The organism is Lysinibacillus sp. A4, assembly GCF_024919535.1.
In the GTDB taxonomy this organism is placed as follows: domain Bacteria; phylum Bacillota; class Bacilli; order Bacillales_A; family Planococcaceae; genus Lysinibacillus; species Lysinibacillus capsici.
Window position 1 is genome coordinate 63,304 of the sequence record NZ_JANWTB010000004.1, and the last position, 19,734, is coordinate 83,037.

General features: G+C 40.1%; 22 protein-coding genes and 1 riboswitch. Of the genes, 5 read left to right on the top strand and 17 right to left on the bottom strand.

Features of this window, described 5'->3' with window-relative positions:
* Positions 1-5 precede the first annotated feature (5 nt).
* Genes NY607_RS08815 through NY607_RS08825 form a run of 3 tightly spaced genes read left to right on the top strand, consistent with a single transcriptional unit; the run spans position 6 to position 2,623 of the window.
* Complete coding sequence (locus tag NY607_RS08815; RefSeq protein ID WP_054550234.1) at positions 6-1,205, top strand: Ger(x)C family spore germination protein; 1,200 nt, start codon at positions 6-8, stop codon at positions 1,203-1,205.
* 4 nt (positions 1,206-1,209) lie between these two features.
* The gene (locus NY607_RS08820; RefSeq protein WP_259419480.1) at positions 1,210-1,443 is read left to right on the top strand and encodes a hypothetical protein; all 234 of its coding nucleotides are present in this window, start codon (positions 1,210-1,212) and stop codon (positions 1,441-1,443) included.
* Positions 1,444-1,474: 31 nt separating this feature from the next.
* Positions 1,475-2,623 carry a GerAB/ArcD/ProY family transporter gene (locus tag NY607_RS08825; RefSeq protein ID WP_066036678.1) on the top strand — a complete coding sequence of 383 codons (1,149 nt, stop codon included), beginning with the start codon at positions 1,475-1,477 and terminating at the stop codon, positions 2,621-2,623.
* A gap of 39 nt (positions 2,624-2,662) precedes the next feature.
* On the opposite strand, the gene metA is transcribed toward NY607_RS08825, so the two are convergent.
* Positions 2,663-3,598, bottom strand: coding sequence for a homoserine O-acetyltransferase MetA (gene metA / locus NY607_RS08830; RefSeq protein WP_004227915.1), 936 nt, complete (start codon positions 3,596-3,598; stop codon positions 2,663-2,665).
* 123 nt (positions 3,599-3,721) lie between these two features.
* Positions 3,722-3,833: riboswitch (SAM riboswitch) on the bottom strand.
* A 203-nt stretch (positions 3,834-4,036) separates the two neighbouring features.
* Here metA and NY607_RS08835 point away from each other — a divergent pair.
* On the top strand, positions 4,037-4,408 hold the full coding sequence (locus NY607_RS08835; protein WP_004227912.1) for a nucleotide excision repair endonuclease: 372 nt from the start codon (positions 4,037-4,039) through the stop codon (positions 4,406-4,408).
* Positions 4,409-4,462: 54 nt separating this feature from the next.
* On the opposite strand, the gene NY607_RS08840 is transcribed toward NY607_RS08835, so the two are convergent.
* Together NY607_RS08840 and NY607_RS08845 are read right to left on the bottom strand one after the other, a co-directional pair.
* Positions 4,463-4,849, bottom strand: coding sequence for a hypothetical protein (locus tag NY607_RS08840; RefSeq protein WP_259419481.1), 387 nt, complete (start codon positions 4,847-4,849; stop codon positions 4,463-4,465).
* Positions 4,850-4,871: 22 nt separating this feature from the next.
* Positions 4,872-5,654 (bottom strand): TrmB family transcriptional regulator, encoded by a 783-nt coding sequence (locus tag NY607_RS08845; protein ID WP_054550238.1) that lies wholly within the window; start codon positions 5,652-5,654, stop codon positions 4,872-4,874.
* A 125-nt stretch (positions 5,655-5,779) separates the two neighbouring features.
* On the opposite strand from NY607_RS08845, the gene NY607_RS08850 reads away from it, so the two are divergent.
* Entirely contained in the window at positions 5,780-6,550 is a 771-nt protein-coding gene (locus tag NY607_RS08850) for a TSUP family transporter (RefSeq protein ID WP_048393079.1), read from the top strand.
* Between the two features lie 40 nt (positions 6,551-6,590).
* On the opposite strand, the gene panF is transcribed toward NY607_RS08850, so the two are convergent.
* From panF to NY607_RS08920, 14 genes are all read right to left on the bottom strand, one after another.
* A complete protein-coding gene (gene panF / locus NY607_RS08855) occupies positions 6,591-8,036 on the bottom strand; it encodes a sodium/pantothenate symporter (RefSeq protein ID WP_048393080.1) in 1,446 nt (481 codons plus the stop codon).
* On the bottom strand, positions 8,036-8,299 hold the full coding sequence (locus tag NY607_RS08860) for a YhdT family protein (protein ID WP_259419482.1): 264 nt from the start codon (positions 8,297-8,299) through the stop codon (positions 8,036-8,038). The genes panF and NY607_RS08860 overlap by 1 nt, the downstream gene beginning before the upstream one ends.
* Positions 8,300-8,552: 253 nt before the next feature.
* Positions 8,553-9,107, bottom strand: a complete 555-nt coding sequence (locus tag NY607_RS08865) for a short-chain dehydrogenase (protein WP_259419483.1) — start codon at positions 9,105-9,107, stop codon at positions 8,553-8,555.
* A 61-nt stretch (positions 9,108-9,168) separates the two neighbouring features.
* Positions 9,169-10,644: a class I adenylate-forming enzyme family protein gene (locus tag NY607_RS08870; protein ID WP_259419485.1), complete on the bottom strand. Its 1,476-nt coding sequence runs from the start codon at positions 10,642-10,644 to the stop codon at positions 9,169-9,171.
* A gap of 15 nt (positions 10,645-10,659) precedes the next feature.
* On the bottom strand, positions 10,660-11,391 hold the full coding sequence (gene fabG / locus NY607_RS08875) for a 3-oxoacyl-ACP reductase FabG (RefSeq protein WP_131520141.1): 732 nt from the start codon (positions 11,389-11,391) through the stop codon (positions 10,660-10,662).
* Positions 11,375-12,286 (bottom strand): intracellular short-chain-length polyhydroxyalkanoate depolymerase, encoded by a 912-nt coding sequence (gene phaZ, locus NY607_RS08880; protein WP_259419486.1) that lies wholly within the window; start codon positions 12,284-12,286, stop codon positions 11,375-11,377. The genes fabG and phaZ overlap by 17 nt, the downstream gene beginning before the upstream one ends.
* Positions 12,287-12,298: 12 nt before the next feature.
* Entirely contained in the window at positions 12,299-13,303 is a 1,005-nt protein-coding gene (locus NY607_RS08885) for a 3-oxoacyl-ACP synthase (protein WP_131520139.1), read from the bottom strand.
* Positions 13,300-14,316, bottom strand: coding sequence for a branched-chain amino acid ABC transporter permease (locus NY607_RS08890; RefSeq protein WP_237898016.1), 1,017 nt, complete (start codon positions 14,314-14,316; stop codon positions 13,300-13,302). Before NY607_RS08890 ends, NY607_RS08885 begins: the two co-directional genes overlap by 4 nt.
* Positions 14,313-15,185, bottom strand: coding sequence for a branched-chain amino acid ABC transporter permease (locus tag NY607_RS08895; protein ID WP_004227888.1), 873 nt, complete (start codon positions 15,183-15,185; stop codon positions 14,313-14,315). The genes NY607_RS08890 and NY607_RS08895 overlap by 4 nt, the downstream gene beginning before the upstream one ends.
* A gap of 16 nt (positions 15,186-15,201) precedes the next feature.
* Positions 15,202-15,909 carry an ABC transporter ATP-binding protein gene (locus tag NY607_RS08900; protein ID WP_131520137.1) on the bottom strand — a complete coding sequence of 236 codons (708 nt, stop codon included), beginning with the start codon at positions 15,907-15,909 and terminating at the stop codon, positions 15,202-15,204.
* Positions 15,884-16,660 carry an ABC transporter ATP-binding protein gene (locus NY607_RS08905; protein WP_131520136.1) on the bottom strand — a complete coding sequence of 259 codons (777 nt, stop codon included), beginning with the start codon at positions 16,658-16,660 and terminating at the stop codon, positions 15,884-15,886. The genes NY607_RS08900 and NY607_RS08905 overlap by 26 nt, the downstream gene beginning before the upstream one ends.
* Positions 16,661-16,720: 60 nt before the next feature.
* The gene (locus tag NY607_RS08910) at positions 16,721-17,956 is read right to left on the bottom strand and encodes a substrate-binding domain-containing protein (RefSeq protein ID WP_259419488.1); all 1,236 of its coding nucleotides are present in this window, start codon (positions 17,954-17,956) and stop codon (positions 16,721-16,723) included.
* 356 nt (positions 17,957-18,312) lie between these two features.
* Positions 18,313-18,846, bottom strand: coding sequence for a GNAT family N-acetyltransferase (locus NY607_RS08915; protein WP_259419489.1), 534 nt, complete (start codon positions 18,844-18,846; stop codon positions 18,313-18,315).
* Position 18,847: 1 nt separating this feature from the next.
* Complete coding sequence (locus NY607_RS08920) at positions 18,848-19,666, bottom strand: alpha/beta fold hydrolase (protein WP_259419490.1); 819 nt, start codon at positions 19,664-19,666, stop codon at positions 18,848-18,850.
* Positions 19,667-19,734 lie beyond the last annotated feature (68 nt).

Genomic DNA, 19,734 nt, shown 5'->3' on the forward strand with positions numbered 1-19,734 from the left:
GGAATATGGCAAAAATAAACTGGATTTGCTTACTATGTATCCTCACAATACTGTTAAGTGGCTGCTGGAGTAAGCGTGAATTAAATGAATTGGCCATAGTCGTAGCATTTGGCATTGACAAAATAGATGAGGAATATGAAATTACAGTTCAAATTGTTGATCCTAGTGAAGTCTCAGTGCGCCAAGCTTCCACTCAACGCTCTCCTGTCGTTAGCTATCATTCGAGAGGCGAGACCATCTTTGAAGCCATTCGGAAAATGACGACTATTGCAGCTCGAAAACCTTATTTTGCCCACCTTCAAGTGGTTGTATTAGGGGAAGATCTCGCGAAAGAAGGCATTAGTGATGCACTTGATTTAATTGTAAGGGACCATGAATTTCGTAAGGATTTCGACGTCATTATGTCTCACGAAGCAACAGCGAAGGAAGTATTAAATGTACTAACACCCATCGAAAAAGTTCCTGCTAATAAAATCTTGAATTCCCTTGATGTCTCTGAAAAGGCTTGGGGCTCCACAATAGCTGTTAATATTGATGAATTAGTCAATACGTTAACCAATAAGCATAAAGGGGCGTTAATTTCTGCTATTGAAGTTCATGGCGATAAGAAATTAGGTGTAGATCAAACAAATGTGCAACGTGTTAAAACACCTGTGCTATTACGTTATACAGGTTTAGCAGTATTTAAAGGGGATAAATATATAGGGCTACTGACTGAAAGCGAAAGCAAAAGTATTAGTTTTCTTAATGACAAAATTCAAAGTACGATAGAAATCATCGCCTGTCCTAATAAAGGGACCTTGTCTACTGAAATCACCCAATCCACTACAAAGGTGAAAGGGTCATTTAAAAACGGCAAACCGAAAATCGATGTCCATATTAATGTAGAGCAGAATGTTGGAGAGGTCGAATGTGATATCGATCTTACCAAAAATAAATCAATTGATTACGTTAATAAAAAAACAGCCCAGGGTATTGATGACCGCATTGAAAAAACAGTAGAGAAAATTCAACAGCAATATGAAGTCGATGTTTTTGGATTTGGGGATGCCCTACATCGGGCAGATCCAAAGCAGTGGAAAAAAATTAAGGATGACTGGACTTCCATTTTTCCAGATTTAGCAGTGGCTGTTCATGTAAAGGTAACAACCCAAGGTTCAGGTACGATGCAAAATTCATTATTAAACAAGCCAAAGGAGGAGTAATGAGATGGTACTAGCAGTAGCTATCTTGATTATTGCAATCATTGTTGCTCTTGTTTTTATTCCAAAGCTAAAAAAGCAACAGGATAGAAAAGCCATTATTGTATTCTCCTTTTTGCTACTTATTGGAACGGCTTTAAATATGGGGATTGCCCTTAAAATCCATATTCCTAGCCCATTAGATTTGATTACCTTTATCTTCACACCGATTAGGGATTACATTGTGTCATTCACAAAATAGAAAGATGGACTGAGAAACGGAGGGTAGCTTGATGGAAAAAGAGATAATTAGTTCAAGACAGTTTACAATCGTTACCTTTCTCTATTCTATCGGTACAGCGATTTTAATTATCCCTTCGAGTATTACTGGTGCCGCTAAGCAAGATGCTTGGATAGCGGCAAGCATTGGTGTTCTGCTCAGTTTACTGGTTCTAAAATTATTTTTAACACTGGCCAATCAAACACCGTCCCTAAACTTTATCGAGGCCAATGAAAAAATTCTTGGGCGTTTTTTCGGGAAAATCACAGCGATTTGTTTCCTGATTATGACCTTTCTTTCGGCTGGAGAATTACTTTATTTTATCGGTATTTTCATGAAAACGGAAGTTATGCCAGAGACACCGACATTAGCATTTGCCCTACTGTTCAGTATCCTTATTATGTATGCCGCTTATTTAGGGATTGAGACCTTTGCCCGTTCGGCAGAAATCCTCTTCCCATTGTTTATCTTTATTTTTATTTTTTTCGTCATTAGTATTACCCCTCAAATTACATTTGAGAATATTCAGCCTCTACTAGAAGCGACCAAAGCATCTATGTTTTATAGTATTGCACGCTTTATGAGTATCTTTTCCTTTCCATTAATTGTATTATTGATGCTCTATCCTACTGGCGTCAATGTACAGCCGTCTGCACAGAAAGGGCTATATATTGGGGCAATCCTTGGCGGAATCGTCTTAGTTACGTTGATTGTCCTATCAATTCTTGTATTAGGTCCTGAAAACACTGCATCAAGGACATTTCCTAGCTATGCCTTAGCGCAAAGAATATCTATAGGGAATTTTTTACAGCGCATTGAAATCATTATGGCATTTATGTGGATTACGTCTATATATATTCGTACATTTATGTATTTCTATACGACCGTTGTTGGCCTCGCACAAATTTTGAAGATTAAGGATCATCGTCCGCTTATTATACCGATGGGTATAATTGTCATTGGACTTTCTCAAATTGTTCATCCAGATATTGTGCATTCTACTAATTATAATAATGAAATTTGGCCAATTTTTTCCTTTATTTTCACCATTTTATTACCCATACTTTTGCTGATTGTAGTAGTTATTCGCAATCGTAAATCCAAGGCTCAAAATAACGAAACACCTCAGCAGGAAACAGAAAATGACAATCAAAAAGTCTAATTTCTTCTAAGCTAGAAAAGAAATTAGACTTTTTATTAATTAAATATGATATTCGATTTCATCTACAAAATCCCATTCATATGGTGTTTCTTGGTAAACATAGTAGTTCAACCAGTTAGAGAATAATAGATGCGTATGGGCACGCCATGTATTCATCGGCACTTGTGTCGGATCGTCATTCGGGAAGTAGTTTACAGGAACGGCGATATCTATGCCCTTCGCCACATCGCGACTATATTCATCGGCTAGCGTTGTCGCATCATACTCTAGATGCCCCGTAATCATAATATTTTTATTATCTTTTGATTGTACAATAAATACCCCAGCATCCTCTGAATAGGATAATAATCGTAGATCTGGATGATTGCGAACCTCGTCAATCGAAACAGATGTATAGCGTGAATGGGGCGCAGTAAATAAATCACTAAAGCCACGTACCAAATCTACAGTTAAATCTGTAATCACATGGGAATAGACGCCTGAGCATTTAGCAGAAAGCTCAACCTTCCCAATGCCATAATGATGATACAATGCAGCCTGTGCCCCCCAACATATATGTAGCACGGATGTCACATTCTTTTTAGACCAATCCATAATTTCTGAAATTTCCTGCCAATAGTTGACCTCTTCAAAAGCCATTTTTTCTACTGGCGCACCAGTTATAATCATACCATCATAGCGTCGGTGTCGAATCTGATTGAACGTTGTGTAGAAAAGCTGCAAATGGGATTTACTCACATTTTTAGACTCGTGTGTGGCTGTATTCAAAAAGGTAATATTGACTTGTAATGGTGTATTCCCCAATAAACGTAATAATTGGAGCTCTGTTTTTTCTTTTTCAGGCATTAAATTTAATATTAATATATTTAATGGACGGATTTGCTGTGTTTTCGCACGATCTTCTTCCATGACGAAGATTTTTTCCTCACGTAAATGTTCTCCAGCTGGTAAATTTTTCGGAATATTAATTGGCATCTTGCTTTCCCCTCTCTATAATCACTCTCTTTTAGCAAATCTTGCTTGCGTAGGATGCAACGAAATTAAAAAATCCTCCTCATTCCATACGAGATAGAATGAGAAGGATTTTTTTCACGTCCACTCTTATCTCTCAAAGGAAAAAATCCTTTGCTGGAATTAGCACCTTTCTAACAATTGTTAGAGGTTGCTGAAGCGTCATCGGGCCAAATCCCTCAGCTTCTCTTGATAAGATTATTTAATTATCTTGAATTGTAACACGAACTAGTTAGAATATCAATAATTCATAGAATATTTTGTGATTCACGCGCATGTTTCTCGGTCATTTGATGTACACTAAGCTTGCTATCTGTGGGGTTTCTACATTTAAAATTTATGGTAAACATGCCGTAATTATGTTACCATATACTTTTAGTAAGAGAGAGGAACGTGAATAGTTTGATTAAAATTGAATTTCCAAAACCAGATCTAGTAATCCGTCAACGTGAACAAGATTTAAAACCAGGTGATGTGCCGATCACACCTTACTTTGGTTTTATTGACTTCCATAAAATCACACGAGATAAAGGCGGCATTTTCTTATTCTATAATGACAAGAATGAGCTATTGTTTGTTGGGAAAGCACGTAAAATTCGTCAACGTATTAAAAAACATTTCGAGGATAATGTATCTCCGATGAAAAACCATCGTGATGAAGTGTTCAAAATTGAAGTCTATGAAGTAGAAGATCCAATGGAACGTGAAATTTACGAAACATATGCGATTAATACTTTCCGCTCTAAATATAACGTAGACAAAGTCTTTTATTAGACATCACGTAAAGAAACCGAAATCTCATTTCTAAAGGGATTTCGGTTTCTTTTATCACATAATGGTCATACGATCAATTGGCGTACTCTGACCGTTAATTCGCAAATCAATGGTATCCAGCTCAGGATTCTTGACGGTGACTTTAAAAACATAGGGTTGAGCCTCTTTCCTTTGATCGCTGCCTTCTTCTAACTGGATAATAAGCCTATTTCCCTCAGCTGTAATACTTGCCAATACATTCCCTTTTGAATAATAAACAAGGTAATATGGAGCATCCTTTTCATGCAATAGTTGTATTCTGTCATTAGAAACGATATTTTTTTGGACATTATCTGGGACAACCGTTAGCTCATGAATCGTTGGTGGATCGGTAGGTGGTGTAGCATTACAGGCTCCTAGCATTAGTAGGCTTATTAAACCTAGCAACACGAATTTTTTCAAGTAACTCCCCTTCCTTATACGACTATTCTAAGAAAAAAGCTTTACGTTCCTTAGCAATCCAGTCTTCTAACTCCTGGTCATCACGTTTTACTAACCGATTGATGAGCACATCATGCCATATATAATCCTCTAACAAATAAATATGAACCGGATCATTGGTGATAAAGGCCGTCTCTTGGGTAGATGGAGAATGACCATAAATCATTTCCTGACCATCTATCGATAAGATAAACCAATGCGGTGTAGATGCTTTTTTTGTATAATGTGTGGCTCTATGCTGGTCAATTGAGGCGAGATGCTCTCCTACATACAACGTAATGCCATGAACAGGAACATGCAGCGCCACCTCTTGCAAATCTTCACGTAAGGCATCATACATATCTTCCCACATCGACAGCATCACTTTTTTCTTCGCCTTCTTTAGAAGTGACTGACAATAGTTGATAATGGATTCCTTGCCCTTCAGCATAACCACTTTAGGCTCAGCTTCCTGTACTTTTTCCTCTAATTTCTCTAATTTCCCGCTTATAGACGTAAAATTCGACTCCCAGCGCTGTTGCATTTGCTGTAAGAACACAGACACAGGCATTGCCGAATAGGTCGTTTGTTCTGCGGTCTCTTCTTTTAACACGATGCCCTTTTCTACAAGGATATTTAAAATATCATACACTCTTGCACGTGGTATGCCAGAATTTTTACTAACCTGATAGGCACTGACATGACTTTGCTGAACAAGTGCCGTATAGGCCTTCGCTTCATATTCTGTAAAACCCATTTCTTTCAGCTGGGTGATTAATTCCTCCATGTAATCCCTCCATTATCTTTATTATAGGCTACCAATGTGAAGATTTGCCAATGAAAAAATGGGGTTTACAGCGTAAATAAAATTAGTTACTATTTCAGTAGTAACTAATTATAAAGAGGTGTCATATGTTGTTTGAAATCGATGTACATATTCTCATACTATTAATTTCTTTTGGATTTCTGGCGGCTTTTGTTGACTCAGTAGTGGGAGGGGGCGGTTTAATTTCACTACCAGCCTTACTATTTGTTGGGCTCAATCCAGCTGCTGCGGTTGCCACGAACAAACTAGCAGGAGCTATGGGCTCGCTCACTTCCTCTATTTCTTTCTATCGTTCTGGCCAGCTGGACATTCGCTCTGTCCTCAAATATTTTCCACTAGCATTTATCGGATCATTATGTGGTGCTTGGACTGTGCATCTGATTAATCCAGCATTACTAAAGCCATTAATGCTTGTTATGCTGGCGGCTGTTGGGGTATATACGATCTTTAAAAAGGATTGGGGTGCCGTCTCTACCGTAAAAAATCTATCTAAAAAACATTTGTTTTTATTTATGCTGCTATTATTTGCTATTGGTTTTTATGATGGATTTCTTGGTCCTGGGACAGGGTCGTTTTTAATCTTTAGCTTCTTATTGGTAGGCTTCGATTTTTTAAAGGCGGCTGGTAATGCGAAGTTTTTAAATTTGGCGAGTAATGTGGCTGGTGTTTGTATGTTTGCTTACTTAGGTCAAATTCATTATGTTTATGGTCTAGTCATGGGCATTGCGCAAATTGGTGGGGCTATGCTTGGCTCACGGATGGCAATCAAGAAAGGAAGTGGCTTTGTCCGCACGCTATTTATTGTCGTTACAATGACATTACTTGCGAAAAATGCCTATGATTTTATGATGCATTAAAATAAACGCCACAGAATTTGAAATCTGTGGCGTTTTGGCGTTAAATCATAAGCTTTTCGTTTTTAAATTTATGACTAGTGGACAAACTGACAATCACAAAAATAAAGAAGGATGCGACAATTGGTATCGTGACTGTATGCATACCAAAGACAGAAGGATAAAACCGATCAATCATAATATACAACAACATGCCTGAAATCATTGACGCAATCGCTCCGTATTTATTCGCTTTTTTCCAATACAATCCTAAAACGACTGTCCAAATAAAGACAGCCTCTAGTCCACCGAAGGCAAATAAGTTCAACCACACTAATAAATCAGGTGGATTGAGTGCAAAGATGACAACGGCTAGGCCAATGACTGTTGTTACAATAAAGCTTGCACGCTTTATCTCTGCATCACTAGCTTTCGGCTTCATATAATTTAAATAGATGTCTTTGACAACTGTAGAGCTGACAAGCATTAGTAAAGCATTAACCGTAGACATTGTCGCAGCCATTGGTGCAGCTAAAACGATTCCTGCTAAAAATGGCGGTAATACCTTCAATGTCAGGAGCGGCATGACTTTATCACCAATCTCAATGCCCGGTAAGACAGGTCGGGCTAACACCCCAATTAAATGCATGCCAAACATGATTGTCCCTATGGCAATCGTGCCAATAAGAATCGCTTGATGCATACTTTTGGAATCCTTATAGCTCATCGCACGAACCGCAATTTGCGGAAGTCCTACAACCCCTACACCAATGAGAATCCAAAATGTTGAGACATACAGAGGCGTTAAATCTCCTTGTGCGCCAAATGGTGACACAAAGTCAGGATTTTCAGCGACCAGTGAGGCCATTATATTGTCGATGCCTCCACCTGCCACAATCGTGCCGATTAATAAAATAATTGTACCAATCACCATAATTGAACCTTGGACCGTATCTGTAAGTGCAACCGCACGAAAGCCTCCGATAATCACATATACTAACACGGAAATCGCAAAAATAAACAGTGCAGCTGTGTAGCTTAAGCCAGTTAATGACTCAATTAAGCGTGCACCCCCAACCCATTGAGCCATCATAGCCGAAAATAAGAAAACAATGATGCTAATGGCTGATAAAATAACAATGACATGGCTTTTGTAGCGTTCACGTAAAAAGTCGATTAACGTAATGGCCTGGTAACGACGAGCAATAATGGCGAATTTTTTCCCTAAAATCATGAGTACAAAATAACCTGCTGGTAGCTGAGCCATTGCCAGTAATACCCACCCAAGTCCTTTTGTATAGGCTACACCCGGTCCTCCGATAAAACTACTCGCACTGCCATATGTAGCAATCATCGTCATTGCAAGGATAAAACCACCCATTTCACGACCACCTAGGAAATACTCCTGCAGGAATGAATTAGAGGAGCGGACATGCTTATTGGCCCAAATACCGATTCCAAAAATAATAATTAAAAATAATAGCAATGGAAATACAACTTGCCAATGCATTAGTGATCCACCTCCTCATCATCGAATGGTACCTCTTTGAAAAAGAGTTTCATCACAATCCAGATAAGAAGGATCATAAAGCCTGTCCCAGCGATACAGCTATAGAAAAACCAGGCAGGAAAACCAAATACATACGTATAATTTCTTGGATCTCCTGAACCTAATCCATAGGCAAAGCCAAACCAAATCGCAAAGTTGACAAGGACGAGTCCAATTCCGATAAGCGCCTCTCGATGCGCTATTTTAAAGCGTTGATCTTTCACATGTAATCCCCCTAACCTACTCTATTTTACTGATATGTCGCTCTGATGGGAAGAGATGTGAGTAAATAAGGATAAGTTATATGGAAATGATTTTGTTATACTAAGTAAAAGGTAAGGAGAAGAAAGTTGCTTGATCCTGACGTTTTTCACACAAACCTAACTATCCCTCACAATTATGTAGACATCTACAACAAACTGATTATGAAGATAAGTAAAAACCTTCGTCCATCTAGTTAGACGAAGGTTAGTTAGTTTATAATGGTCGCTTTTCCCAAGGTTGTAGCGTCCCGACGATATGGATAGGTTGATCCTGTTGAATAGCAGCAACGACACCTTGCGATATTTCCTCATGCGTAAGCCATCTCGCATGAAATTCTTCCATCATAAAACCTAGCTGGATTTGCCTGTATTGCGAACGAGCAGGGAGCTTCAATTTCTCTTGGACTTCACTTAAATTCTCCTTACTCCCCAACACATGAAACAGTTTCCATTCCCCCTTATTCTCTATTGAAATTACATTGGAGATGTTCTCTAATGTAGTGTCCGCATAGGAATGAATCCAAGCAACGACCAATTCAATGGGCCCGTTATGCTCGAGCGTTTCTTCTAGCTTCTCTTTTAATAAGGCTATATTACAATAATCAACTAAAATCGGGGTTAGAAGGGCGGGTTTGGTTGTTCTATTTCGCAAATCTTCCATTCGATGGGCACTACGTCCAATTACTGAGACATGGTAGCCATCATTCACTAACCAAAGGGATGTGTCAGCCAACATCCCTGTTCCACCAATAACTAATGCGTGGGCCATTTATGTGTCCCTCTCTTATTTCGGATTTAGAAAGACGAGCGTTTCTTCCTTCTCATCATACTTAACAGATAGATGAGTCGACAAGCCTATACAATGCCTTTTTATCGATTTTACCAACGCTTGTTTTTGGTAGTTCGTCTAAGAAAATCATTTGTTTTGGAATCTTATAACGTCCTAATTGTTGATGACATAGCTCATTAAGATCATCTATTAGAGAGGCTACTTGGTGGGGACAAACAATAAAAGCTGTCACGATCTCACCCCAATAGTCATCACCTACACCAATCACGGCCACCTCCCGCACATCTGGATGCCGTAGTAGACATTGTTCTACTTCCTGAGGATAGATATTTTCACCACCTGAAATTATCATTTCTTTTCTACGCCCAACAATATAAAAATCGCCTTCCGCATCCATCATCGCTAAATCCCCTGTTTTCAACCAGCCATCTTGCAGGATATTGGCAGTTTCTTGCTTGTTATTCCAGTAAAAGCGAAACATATGCTTCCCTCTTACCAATAGCTCTCCTACTTCTCCAGGTGCACAACTTTTTCCTGTATGACTGATGATTTTAGCTTCATTGAATTGCATGCTTTTCCCGACAGCCCCCTTTTTTGCATAGGCACGCTCTCGGTCAATATAAAAATTATTGGGTCCTGCTTCTGTTAAACCATATCCCTCTTTAAAAAATAATCCCTTATTATAAAAAGCATCGTAAATAGGATGAGGGCACGGGGCACCGCCAGATAAAAATACCTTCATGGAAGGAAATTGATTTTCCTGAAAATACTTCGTAGCAATCATTGCTTGATACATAGTTGGCACAAAAAGAGAAATTGTCGTTTGATATTGGTTCGTTGCTTGTAGTGCCTCTTCTGCATCAAATTTATCGCCAATAATGACGGTTCCTCCCGCCATCAGTAAGGGAATGCATAAAGCATTTAAGCCACCAGTATGAAACATCGGCATATAATTTAATGTCCGATCTTGAGCATGTAAACCCCAGCTAATAATAGTATTCATGGCATTCCAATTGACCGACTGAAAGGATAACACTACCCCCTTTGGCTGACCCGTCGTGCCTCCTGTATAAATCATTAACCATGGATCATTCACATCCACGTCTTGCCTACTTGGTTGTATCTCCTTCTCATGCTGGCTAACATGAAGTGAAAACATTTTTTCTAAAACTAAGGGACAATGACTATCCTCTTCGTATAATAGGATAGCAGGAGTCGCATCCTCCAAAATTTGTGTTAGCTCCTCCTTGCTTAAGCGCCAATTTAACGGCACATAAATGAGCCCACGTAGCCCACAGGCAAATAAAACAGCAAACAATTGGATATGATTTTTCGCAAAAACAGCGACTCTACTTCCTTTTTGTAGCTGCTGCCGTTCGAAAAATTGACTCCATTTGCCGATTTCCTCAGATAATTGCTGGTAGGTCCATTGTTCCTTTGAAGTTAAATTAATCAAGGCGATGTGGTGAGGAGTTAAAGCTGCACGTTTTAAAATCCATTCTTGCTCAACAAACATCTTGACTACCCCCTATCACATCATAATTGCGCCATCCACATGCAGAGTATGCCCATGAACATAGGAGGCCTCATCAGATGCTAAAAATAAATAGGCATTGGCAATATCACGTGGTGTCCCTAGGCGTTGTAGGGGGACGATTGATCGCATTTGAGCCAAAATATTTTCAGGCATTTTTTTGACCATATCTGTTTCTGTAAAGCCAGGTGCCACTGCATTAACATTAATCCCCTTACGCCCTAATTCCTTCGCCCATGTTTTTGTCATACCTACAATCGCTGCTTTTGTCGCTGCATAATTGGTTTGACCAACATTGCCATATACTCCACTAACTGAGGATGTATTTATAATTTTGCCTCCACCTGCTGCCACCATATAGGGAATGACCTCCTGTGTACAATGGAAGACACCTGTCAAATTGACATCTAGCACCTGCTGAAATTGTTCCTCCGTCATTTTTGTCAGCATGGCGTCTTGTGTAATCCCCGCATTATTCACTAAAATATCAATCCGTCCTGCCTGTTCGATTACTGCCGTCACCAGCTGATTAACGCTCTCTCTACTTGCAACATCTACTTGTATAAATACAGCATTTTCGCCTAGTTGTTGTGCTGCTAGAATGCCTGCTTTATCGTCATAATCGGCGATAAATACCCATGCCCCCTCCTCGATAAAACGCTCAGCAGCCGCATAGCCAATACCATTTGCAGCGCCTGTAATGATAGCTACTTTATTGTTCAAACGCATACTGTCTTCCTCCAATTTCTAAAAAGGCTTCAATTTCAGCTGTCAATTGTGCTAAATCATCGATCAAAGGCGAATGCCCACAATCTTTTAGGCTTACAAACTGTGCTGTTTTGCCTAAATCATGTAATAACTCTGCATTCATTTCCTCTGTAATCACCAAATCACGATCCCCTCGTAGCACTAGAATTGGGATATGAAGCAACATGGCCTCCCGAGAGCCTTTTGCCACCTCATTGTCAACAGCGCTTATATTAAATGTATTGAGTGCATGATATACTTCTGCTAAATTGCGCTGTGTAAGCATATCCTCTACATATTCTCGATATTTTCCTTCGTTTGGTCGATGATGCGTATAAATTAATGCATTCCATATAGACTGTAAGCCTTCCGCATTTTTTGCATCGTAGAAGCCTTGAATAAGCTTTGTTTTGGATGTATCCACCAATACCTCCTCATAATGATAGGCTCGTTTAAAGGAGGCTGGATTACCTGTTCCTAAATCCGTGTAAAATGGATAGCCACGTGTAGAAGCAGACGCAAGTAAAATTAGCCGTTGACAGTGTCCTGGATAATTTGTTGCAAACTGCATACAGACAGCTCCACCTGTTGACCAGCCAATCATATCAAAGCTTTGCAGTTGCAGTGCATCCACAAATAGCTTGAGATCATCACTAAAATCTTTAATAGCAGTGATTGGCTTAAGATAGGATGATTCACCAAAACCACGTAAATCTATTGCGTAAATGGTGTATTTCTCGTCTAATGCATCCATCAGAATATCCCAATGCTTAGAAGATGTCATATTGCCATGTACCAACACTAAAGGATGATCTCCACCTGATCGCTTACGATAGGCCATTGTTTCTCCATTTGCTAGTTGAATCATTTTTACCATGCCATTTCCCCCTTATCCCCAACGTATTGTGATAGCTCCCCATACATAGCCAATGCCAGCACTAACAAGGGTCACAATATCGCCTGCTTGAATTTGATTTTGCTCCTGCGCTAGCTGTAGAGACAAAATTTGATCAATCTGGCCAATATGTCCATAGTCTTGCAAATAAATAGACTGCTCCTGCTGTAAGCCAAGCTCCGTTAAAATATAATCATGTGCAGATCTTTTCATATGCAACATCGCTAAATAGTTTAGCTGATCGTCACTGTATCCACTTTTCGCTAAAGAACTGCGAATGACCTTCAAAAAATTGCTTAAAGATTTTTGTTCTAGCCGCTCCTTCATCCCAATGGGGTCCAAAACGTCAAGCTTATATAAATTTTCGGTTAAATGGGTTGGGGTTAATGGATTTTTCGTTCCCCCAACTGGCACAACTACATCCTCTGAGAAAGAACCATCCGTTATAATATCTGCCTCTAGTAGCAAATTTTTTTCATAGTTTTTTTGTAATAACATGGCCCCTCCACCAGCCGCTAAATTGTACATAAAGCGCGTTCGTGGATTGCTGTAATCGATAAAATCAACATTGCGATAACCACCTGCTAACAGAATGGTTCGTATCGTGTCATCTGAGGCCATTAGGCTTTTCGCCACTTTCAGCGCCATGATTGTAGTGCCGCAGCGTAATTGCACATCAAATGCCCATGCATTAACTGCACCAAGCTCCTCCTGCATTTTAATGGAGGCTGTCCAGAGTGGATATTCCTTATGTTCCTCCCCCATATAGATGACTACATCAATATCCTTAGGGTCTATATTCGCTTTTTGAATCGCCTCCTGTGCTGCCCATATACCCATTTGCACGGTATGATCAGACTTATCAGGGATTGGCTTTTCATGAATGCCCATTTTTTGACGGATAATGGCCTCAGGAATATTGGAAAGAGCCGCAATTTCCTGCGACGCCATCTTCTGTTGAGGTAGATAAATACCTGTACTAACAATACCAACTGTCATTCAAATCGCTCCTTTTCATGAGGCAAGGGACCTGTCGTTTTTCGTTGCTTTAGCCTTCCTCGCCACTTCCAATAGAGCAATCTTAATGAGCCAATAATACCTTTTGGGAAGAAGATAACGGCTAAAATATAGAGAATCCCGAAGAAGATAATCCAACGTTCGAAAATAGGATAATCTCGTGCAAGCCCCGACAGTGCATGTTGCGCATATTCAATGACCGCCGAGCCTAATAACGGCCCCACTAAAGTACCCACTCCACCGATAATCGTCATTAACAACGCATCCAGCGTAATATCCATGGCCATCACACTCGTGTTAACGAAGCGCAATGACACTGCATATAAGGAGCCAGCAAAACTTGCTACAATGCCTGCCACAACTGAGGCAATGACTTTATAGTGCAACGTATTAAAGCCTAATGATTTCGTCCGCTGTTCATTTTCACGAACGGCAATTAAAATACGGCCTGTTGGTGAATTAACAAAGCGGTAGAGCGCCAAAAAGATGACAACCAAGCTTGCTAGCACAAAGAAATAGAAGGTCATTCGATCTCTAAATAGATCAGGTGCTCTGAATGTAAAGCCATCATTGCCATACGTAACAGAGCGCCACTTTTCAGCTAAGACTAAAAATAACCCCGAAAAGGCTAGTGTCAGCATCGCAAAAAAATGACTTTTTAAGCGTAAGGTTAATAAACCTACTAAAAAGCTAATGAAGCCTGCTAGTACCATACCAATCACGATGGACAGTACAAAGATCAAGAGTGTGTGATCCATCTGCTTAAGCATGACTGCTGTTGTGTAGGCACCAATGCCGAAGAACATGGCGTGCCCAAAGGAGACGATGCCTGTATAGCCTAGTAAAATATCATAGCTCATTGCCAATATCCCAAAAATAAAGATTTGTGTGAGTAAAATAAGTAGTGTCCTTGAATCATTGACAAAAGGAAGGATAATAAAAATGACAAGTAACAGGATAAAAGCGAAAGCGCGTAAAGATATTTTGTTGTTCATGATGTCCGCTCCTTTCGCATCGCAAACAGCCCCTGAGGACGGAAAATTAAAACGATGGCCATTAAAATCATATTGACCGCCAGTGACAGCACAGGGACATAATAAGCCATAAAGCTACCTGCTAGCCCTACTAAAATCGCTGCAAGCAAGGAGCCGGAAAAACTACCCATACCGCCAATTACCACAACAATAAAGCCTAATATGGCATACTCCATGCCCATTTCCGCATAAATCACACCTGAATAGGGAGCCATCAACATGCCACTAAGTGCCGCCAGAGCAGCGCCCACCATAAAGACGTATAAAAATACACGCTTAATATGAATACCGAGAGCCTGCGCCATTTCCTTATCCTGCACCCCAGCCCGAACGATCAAGCCAATCTTCGTGCGCTTCAGCATGTATTGGAAAATACCAAAAATCACAAACCCTATGACAATAATAAATAAACGATATTTAATGATGATCACATCACCAATTTCCCAGCTACCTGCTAAATAACTTGGTGTTTTTACTGCCACCCCATTTGGTCCAAAGACCACCTTAATAAGCTCCTGCAAAACGAGCATCAGCCCTAAGGTAATTAATATTTGCTGAATATGATTGCCGTAAACAGGCGTAATAATGAATTTCTCTGTCAGCAGTCCAAGCAACGCTCCAGTCACAATCGCGCCTATAATCCCAACGATAAAACTTTCTGTCAACATATAGGTAAAGATGCCCGCATAGGCCCCCCAAACAAATAGCCCACCATGCGCAAAATTCAATACATCCATTAAACCGAAAATTAATGTCAAACCAGCTGCTAGCAGAAAAATTAACATCCCAGTGGCCAAGCCATTAATGATTAAATTGACCAATAGCTCCAATGATAGTCACCCCCCTCTATCCAATGCCAAGATACTTGCGTTTTAGCTCTTCATCATCAATCAAATCCTGCATATTGCCCGAATTTACAGTTCTACCATCATCGATTAATGTATAGGTATCACCAATTCGACTAGCCATTATAAAGTTTTGCTCCACTAGCACAATGGACGTTTTCTTTTTCATTTCCACAATTGCTTCCATCACTTTTTCCACAACTATCGGAGCAAGTCCCTTGGAAGGCTCATCTATCAATATTAATTGGCTATCATGGATAAAGGCTCTAGCCATGGACAGCATTTGCTTTTGACCACCGGATAAATGCCCACCAGCCTTTTTCCAAAACTTCTTTAAGTCAGGAAACAGCTCTAGCACATATTGCTGTCGCTCTAATGTGGCTGTATCCTCCTTGCGCATCGCTACCTTCATGTTTTCCTCTACCGTTAAATCTGCAAAAATCCCTTGATTTTCAGGTACATAGCCGATTCCTAATTTCGCCACCTTATAGGTAGGACTTTTTTTAATCGATTGGGAGCAAAAGGCAATGTCCCCCTTTGTTGCAGGCGTTAAACCCATTATTGTTTTCAGGGTGGTCGTTTTCCCTGCGCCATTGCGTCCGAGCAGTACAGTAACCTGCCCCTCCTTCGCTTCAAAATTAACGCCCTGCAAAATATGATATTGACCAATGTGCGTGTGAACCTCATTTAATGTCAGTAAGGTGGTCATCATACAGCCCTCCTAAATATGCATGTTGCACAGTATCATTATTCATAATTTCTTCTGGTGAGCCATCTGCCAATAGCTGACCATTGAACAACACCATAATAGAATCCGATAAATCCAAAATCATATCCATTTTGTGTTCAATGAGCAAAATGGTTTTATCCCCCTGCTGTTTTATGCTTCGAATAATTTCTAAAATCGTAGGTACTTCTTCTAATGACATCCCTGCAGTTGGTTCATCGAGCAGTAGAATTTCTGTATCTAACGCGAGTAGCATGGCAATCTCAAGCTTTCTTTTCTCTCCATGGGATAGCATTGTTGTCAGGGCATCTCGTTTATTGTCGAGTAACACAAGTGCCAATAACTCCTCCGCTTTGTCCGTCATCGCCTGATAGCTTTTGTAATGGCGGAATAGCTGATAACGAATTCTCTCCTTGGATTGAACAGCTAAACGAACATTTTCGAGAACCGTTAAGTTTGGAAAAACATTGGTAATCTGAAAAGATCGTCCCAATCCCATTCGAGTTCTTTCAATGGCCGACTTTTGTGCAAGTGATTGCCCTTTAAAATAAACATCACCCGCAGTTGGCTTTAGCTCACCACTAATCAAATTAAAGAAGGTTGTTTTCCCAGCACCATTCGGCCCAATAATGGACTTTAAATGCTTCTCAGGCATTTGAAAATTAACGCCATCTACAGCCGTATGTCCCCCAAAACGAATTGTTAAATTATCTGTATATAATATAGGCTCCATTCTCTACTCCCTTCCTTCTCACATTTATGTAGAGAGACAGCTATGCTGCCTCTCAATTCTTTAATTCATAACGGGAGGTGCTGTCTCTTCAGGACTAAGCTCCCGAATAAGTACTGGTACTGGATAATCCACACCATCTTGTTGCTCTAAGCGAATCGAATACATCGATTGGAGAGCCTGGTGATCCTCTTCACGGAATGTCATCGTCCCTTTTGGTGTTTCAAAGGACATACCTTCCATAACGTCAATTAACTTGTTGGCGTCTGCATCCCCATCCGATTGTTTCAATGCCTCCACAATAGCAATCGCCGCAGACATGCCGCCAGGCGTAAATAAGTCGGGCACTTCATTGAAACGTTTTTGATGTTCATCTACTAGCCATTGATTGACATCATTTTGAGGAAGTGTATGATAATACACCGAGAAGCCTTCCATCCCAACCAATGGGTTCATAAATTGAAGCGCAATAATATCCGGCGCACCCGTCGAAATTTTAATGCCCTTTTCTTGAATTTTAAGATCTGCAATTTGATTCCATGGTGAATTTGCCCCCGCCCAAACCACAAACAAATAGTCTGGCTTCGTATCAATCACTTTTTGCAAATTGGACGTAAAATCTGTTGCAGCAGGATCTGCATATTCCTCTAGTACAATTTCAGCCCCTAATTTCTCCGCTGCTGTTTTAAAGGCATTCACACCATCCCAGCCAAACGAATAATCTGGCGCAAATGTAGCAATCTTCACACCTTTGCCTGCAATAGCCGCTGCCGCTGCATAGGCATCCTGTGATGAATTACGACCTGTTCGGAAAATATACTCATTGAACTCTGAACCTGTAATACTGTCAGCCACTGCAGGCTCTACCACCATAATTTTTTCATACTCCTCGGCAAGCGGTAGAACAGCGAGCGTATCACCCGAGCTTGAAGAGCCGACTAAAAAATCAACCTGATCATCTTCTAAAAGCTTTGTCGCTTTTTGTACAGCCACCTCGGGCTTTGTTTCGGTATCCTCATATACAATTTCTATTTTCTTACCATTGACCTCCATCGTGCCGCCTGTTGCATACTCAATTCCTAAATCAAATCCTCGCTGCGTCTGCTTCCCATATGACTCAAGCGCCCCAGTTAACGATGCAAGCACACCAATCTTAATTGTGCCGCCTTCCGCAGTAACCGCCTTCGTCTCCCCATCAGAAGAATCCGCTTCCGTTGCGCCGTCTTTCGTATCCCCATTACAAGCCACCAACACCACAGCCAACATCACTAAAAGAAACCAATACCACTGCTTCCTCATCCCATATCCCCCTTCAAAATAAGCTCCCTAGAAAGCGCTTTCTTGCTATGACAACACTATATAAAAGTCCAGTTACAGATTAGTTACAAGCTAGATGGCTCAAATATGAGCCACCTAGCTCTGTCCCGAAAATGGAGCGAAGCAGAATGGCAACTAAAACAACATTTCTTAAAACAAAAAGCAAGAATGTTTAGAAATCAACATTCTTGCTTTTTAGAGTCCACATCTATTTTTTTCTTATAATTCGTTTCTCTTTCCCTACTGCATTAATTGCAGTGATACATCGGATTCTTATTGCTCTTTTCCTTCTACATAACTTTATACCCCTAAATAAAGATGACTTTTAATCGTACGCTTCATGATAACCATTCCTGTTGCAACATACTATACAATAATGAATCTCGCCAAACGCCATCTTTCATTAACATGTTTTCACGTAATATTCCTTCTTTTGACATTCCTATTTTTTCTAACACTTTAGATGATCCAATATTTCGAGGGTCGCATGTTGCATAAATACGATGGAGCTTTAATGTTTCAAAGCCGAAAGTCATCATCAATTTAGCACTCTGCGTTGCTATTCCCTTACCCCAATAATCAGGGTTCACGATATAGCCAATTTCCCCGACTTCATTTACAAAATCCCTAATCATGATTTCTACCGCACCTATTAATGTTTCTTGATGAATAATAGCAAAAACATATCGTTCCCTTGGTGTTTGTGTTGCTTCATCGAGAGCATCCTGAATGAATTCTTTTGTATCCTCTTCTGAATTCGGTCCCCATGTTTGATACCTACAAACAACCTCCTGAGAGGCATATTTATGCACATCACCCCAGTCTTGCTGCCTGAATTCTCTTAAAAATAATTTATCATTTGCAAGTATCACTTTAATCCATCGCTCCCTCTACACGATTCAACCATTCACTCATCAGCTCGGTAAACAATTCAGGTTGCTCGATCTGCAAATTGTGGCCTGCTCTATCTAAAATGGCAAAGCTTGCTCTGGGAAACTTCTCTAGAAGTGATAACGCGTCCTTATAGCCAACCACAGAATCTTGTTTACCCAGCAAAAAGAGACTTGGCTTATCAAAGGACTTTTCGTCAACGGCAAAGGAAAATCCGTAGCTTTGTTGAATTTTTTCTAAAAATGCCTGATCCGCTAGATTACACCCTGCCAACACCTCTGTTGAATAACGCTCCCAATTATAGGCATCTAAGACAACTTGATTAGCCATAAAGTCATCTTGCTCCTGCTGACTTAATGTTGATAAAAAAGCCGTATCTGCTTGTACAATACAATGCGGTGGTACTGTACGTTGTTCTTTTTCAGGAATGATGAGAGGACAAATAAAGGCAGTACCTAAAAGTTGATCCACTGATTTCCTCATAATACCGCGCGCTAAATAGCCGCCATAAGATTCACCAACTAACAAGTATGACTCTTGCGGAATAATTGTGTGTATCAATTCGATAATCGCTTCTAGCATTTCATCCGAGTTCTGAATCGATGAATAGTCTGTTGTCTTCCCCATTCCGGGAAGATCCACATAAATACGTTTCCATCCTTCACGTTCTTTAAATACAGGCTCCATACAGCCCTTCATCAAACGATGATCAGGAGAAAAACCATGAAGCATGATGATAGGTACCCCTGTTCCAATCATTTCATAGTAAATATTCGCTTTACTTGTCTGACAAAATGGCATTGTTGTTCCTCCAAATAGGTTACATTTTTTTATCGTTTATATATGTGGGAGCTGGTTAACACGGTTTA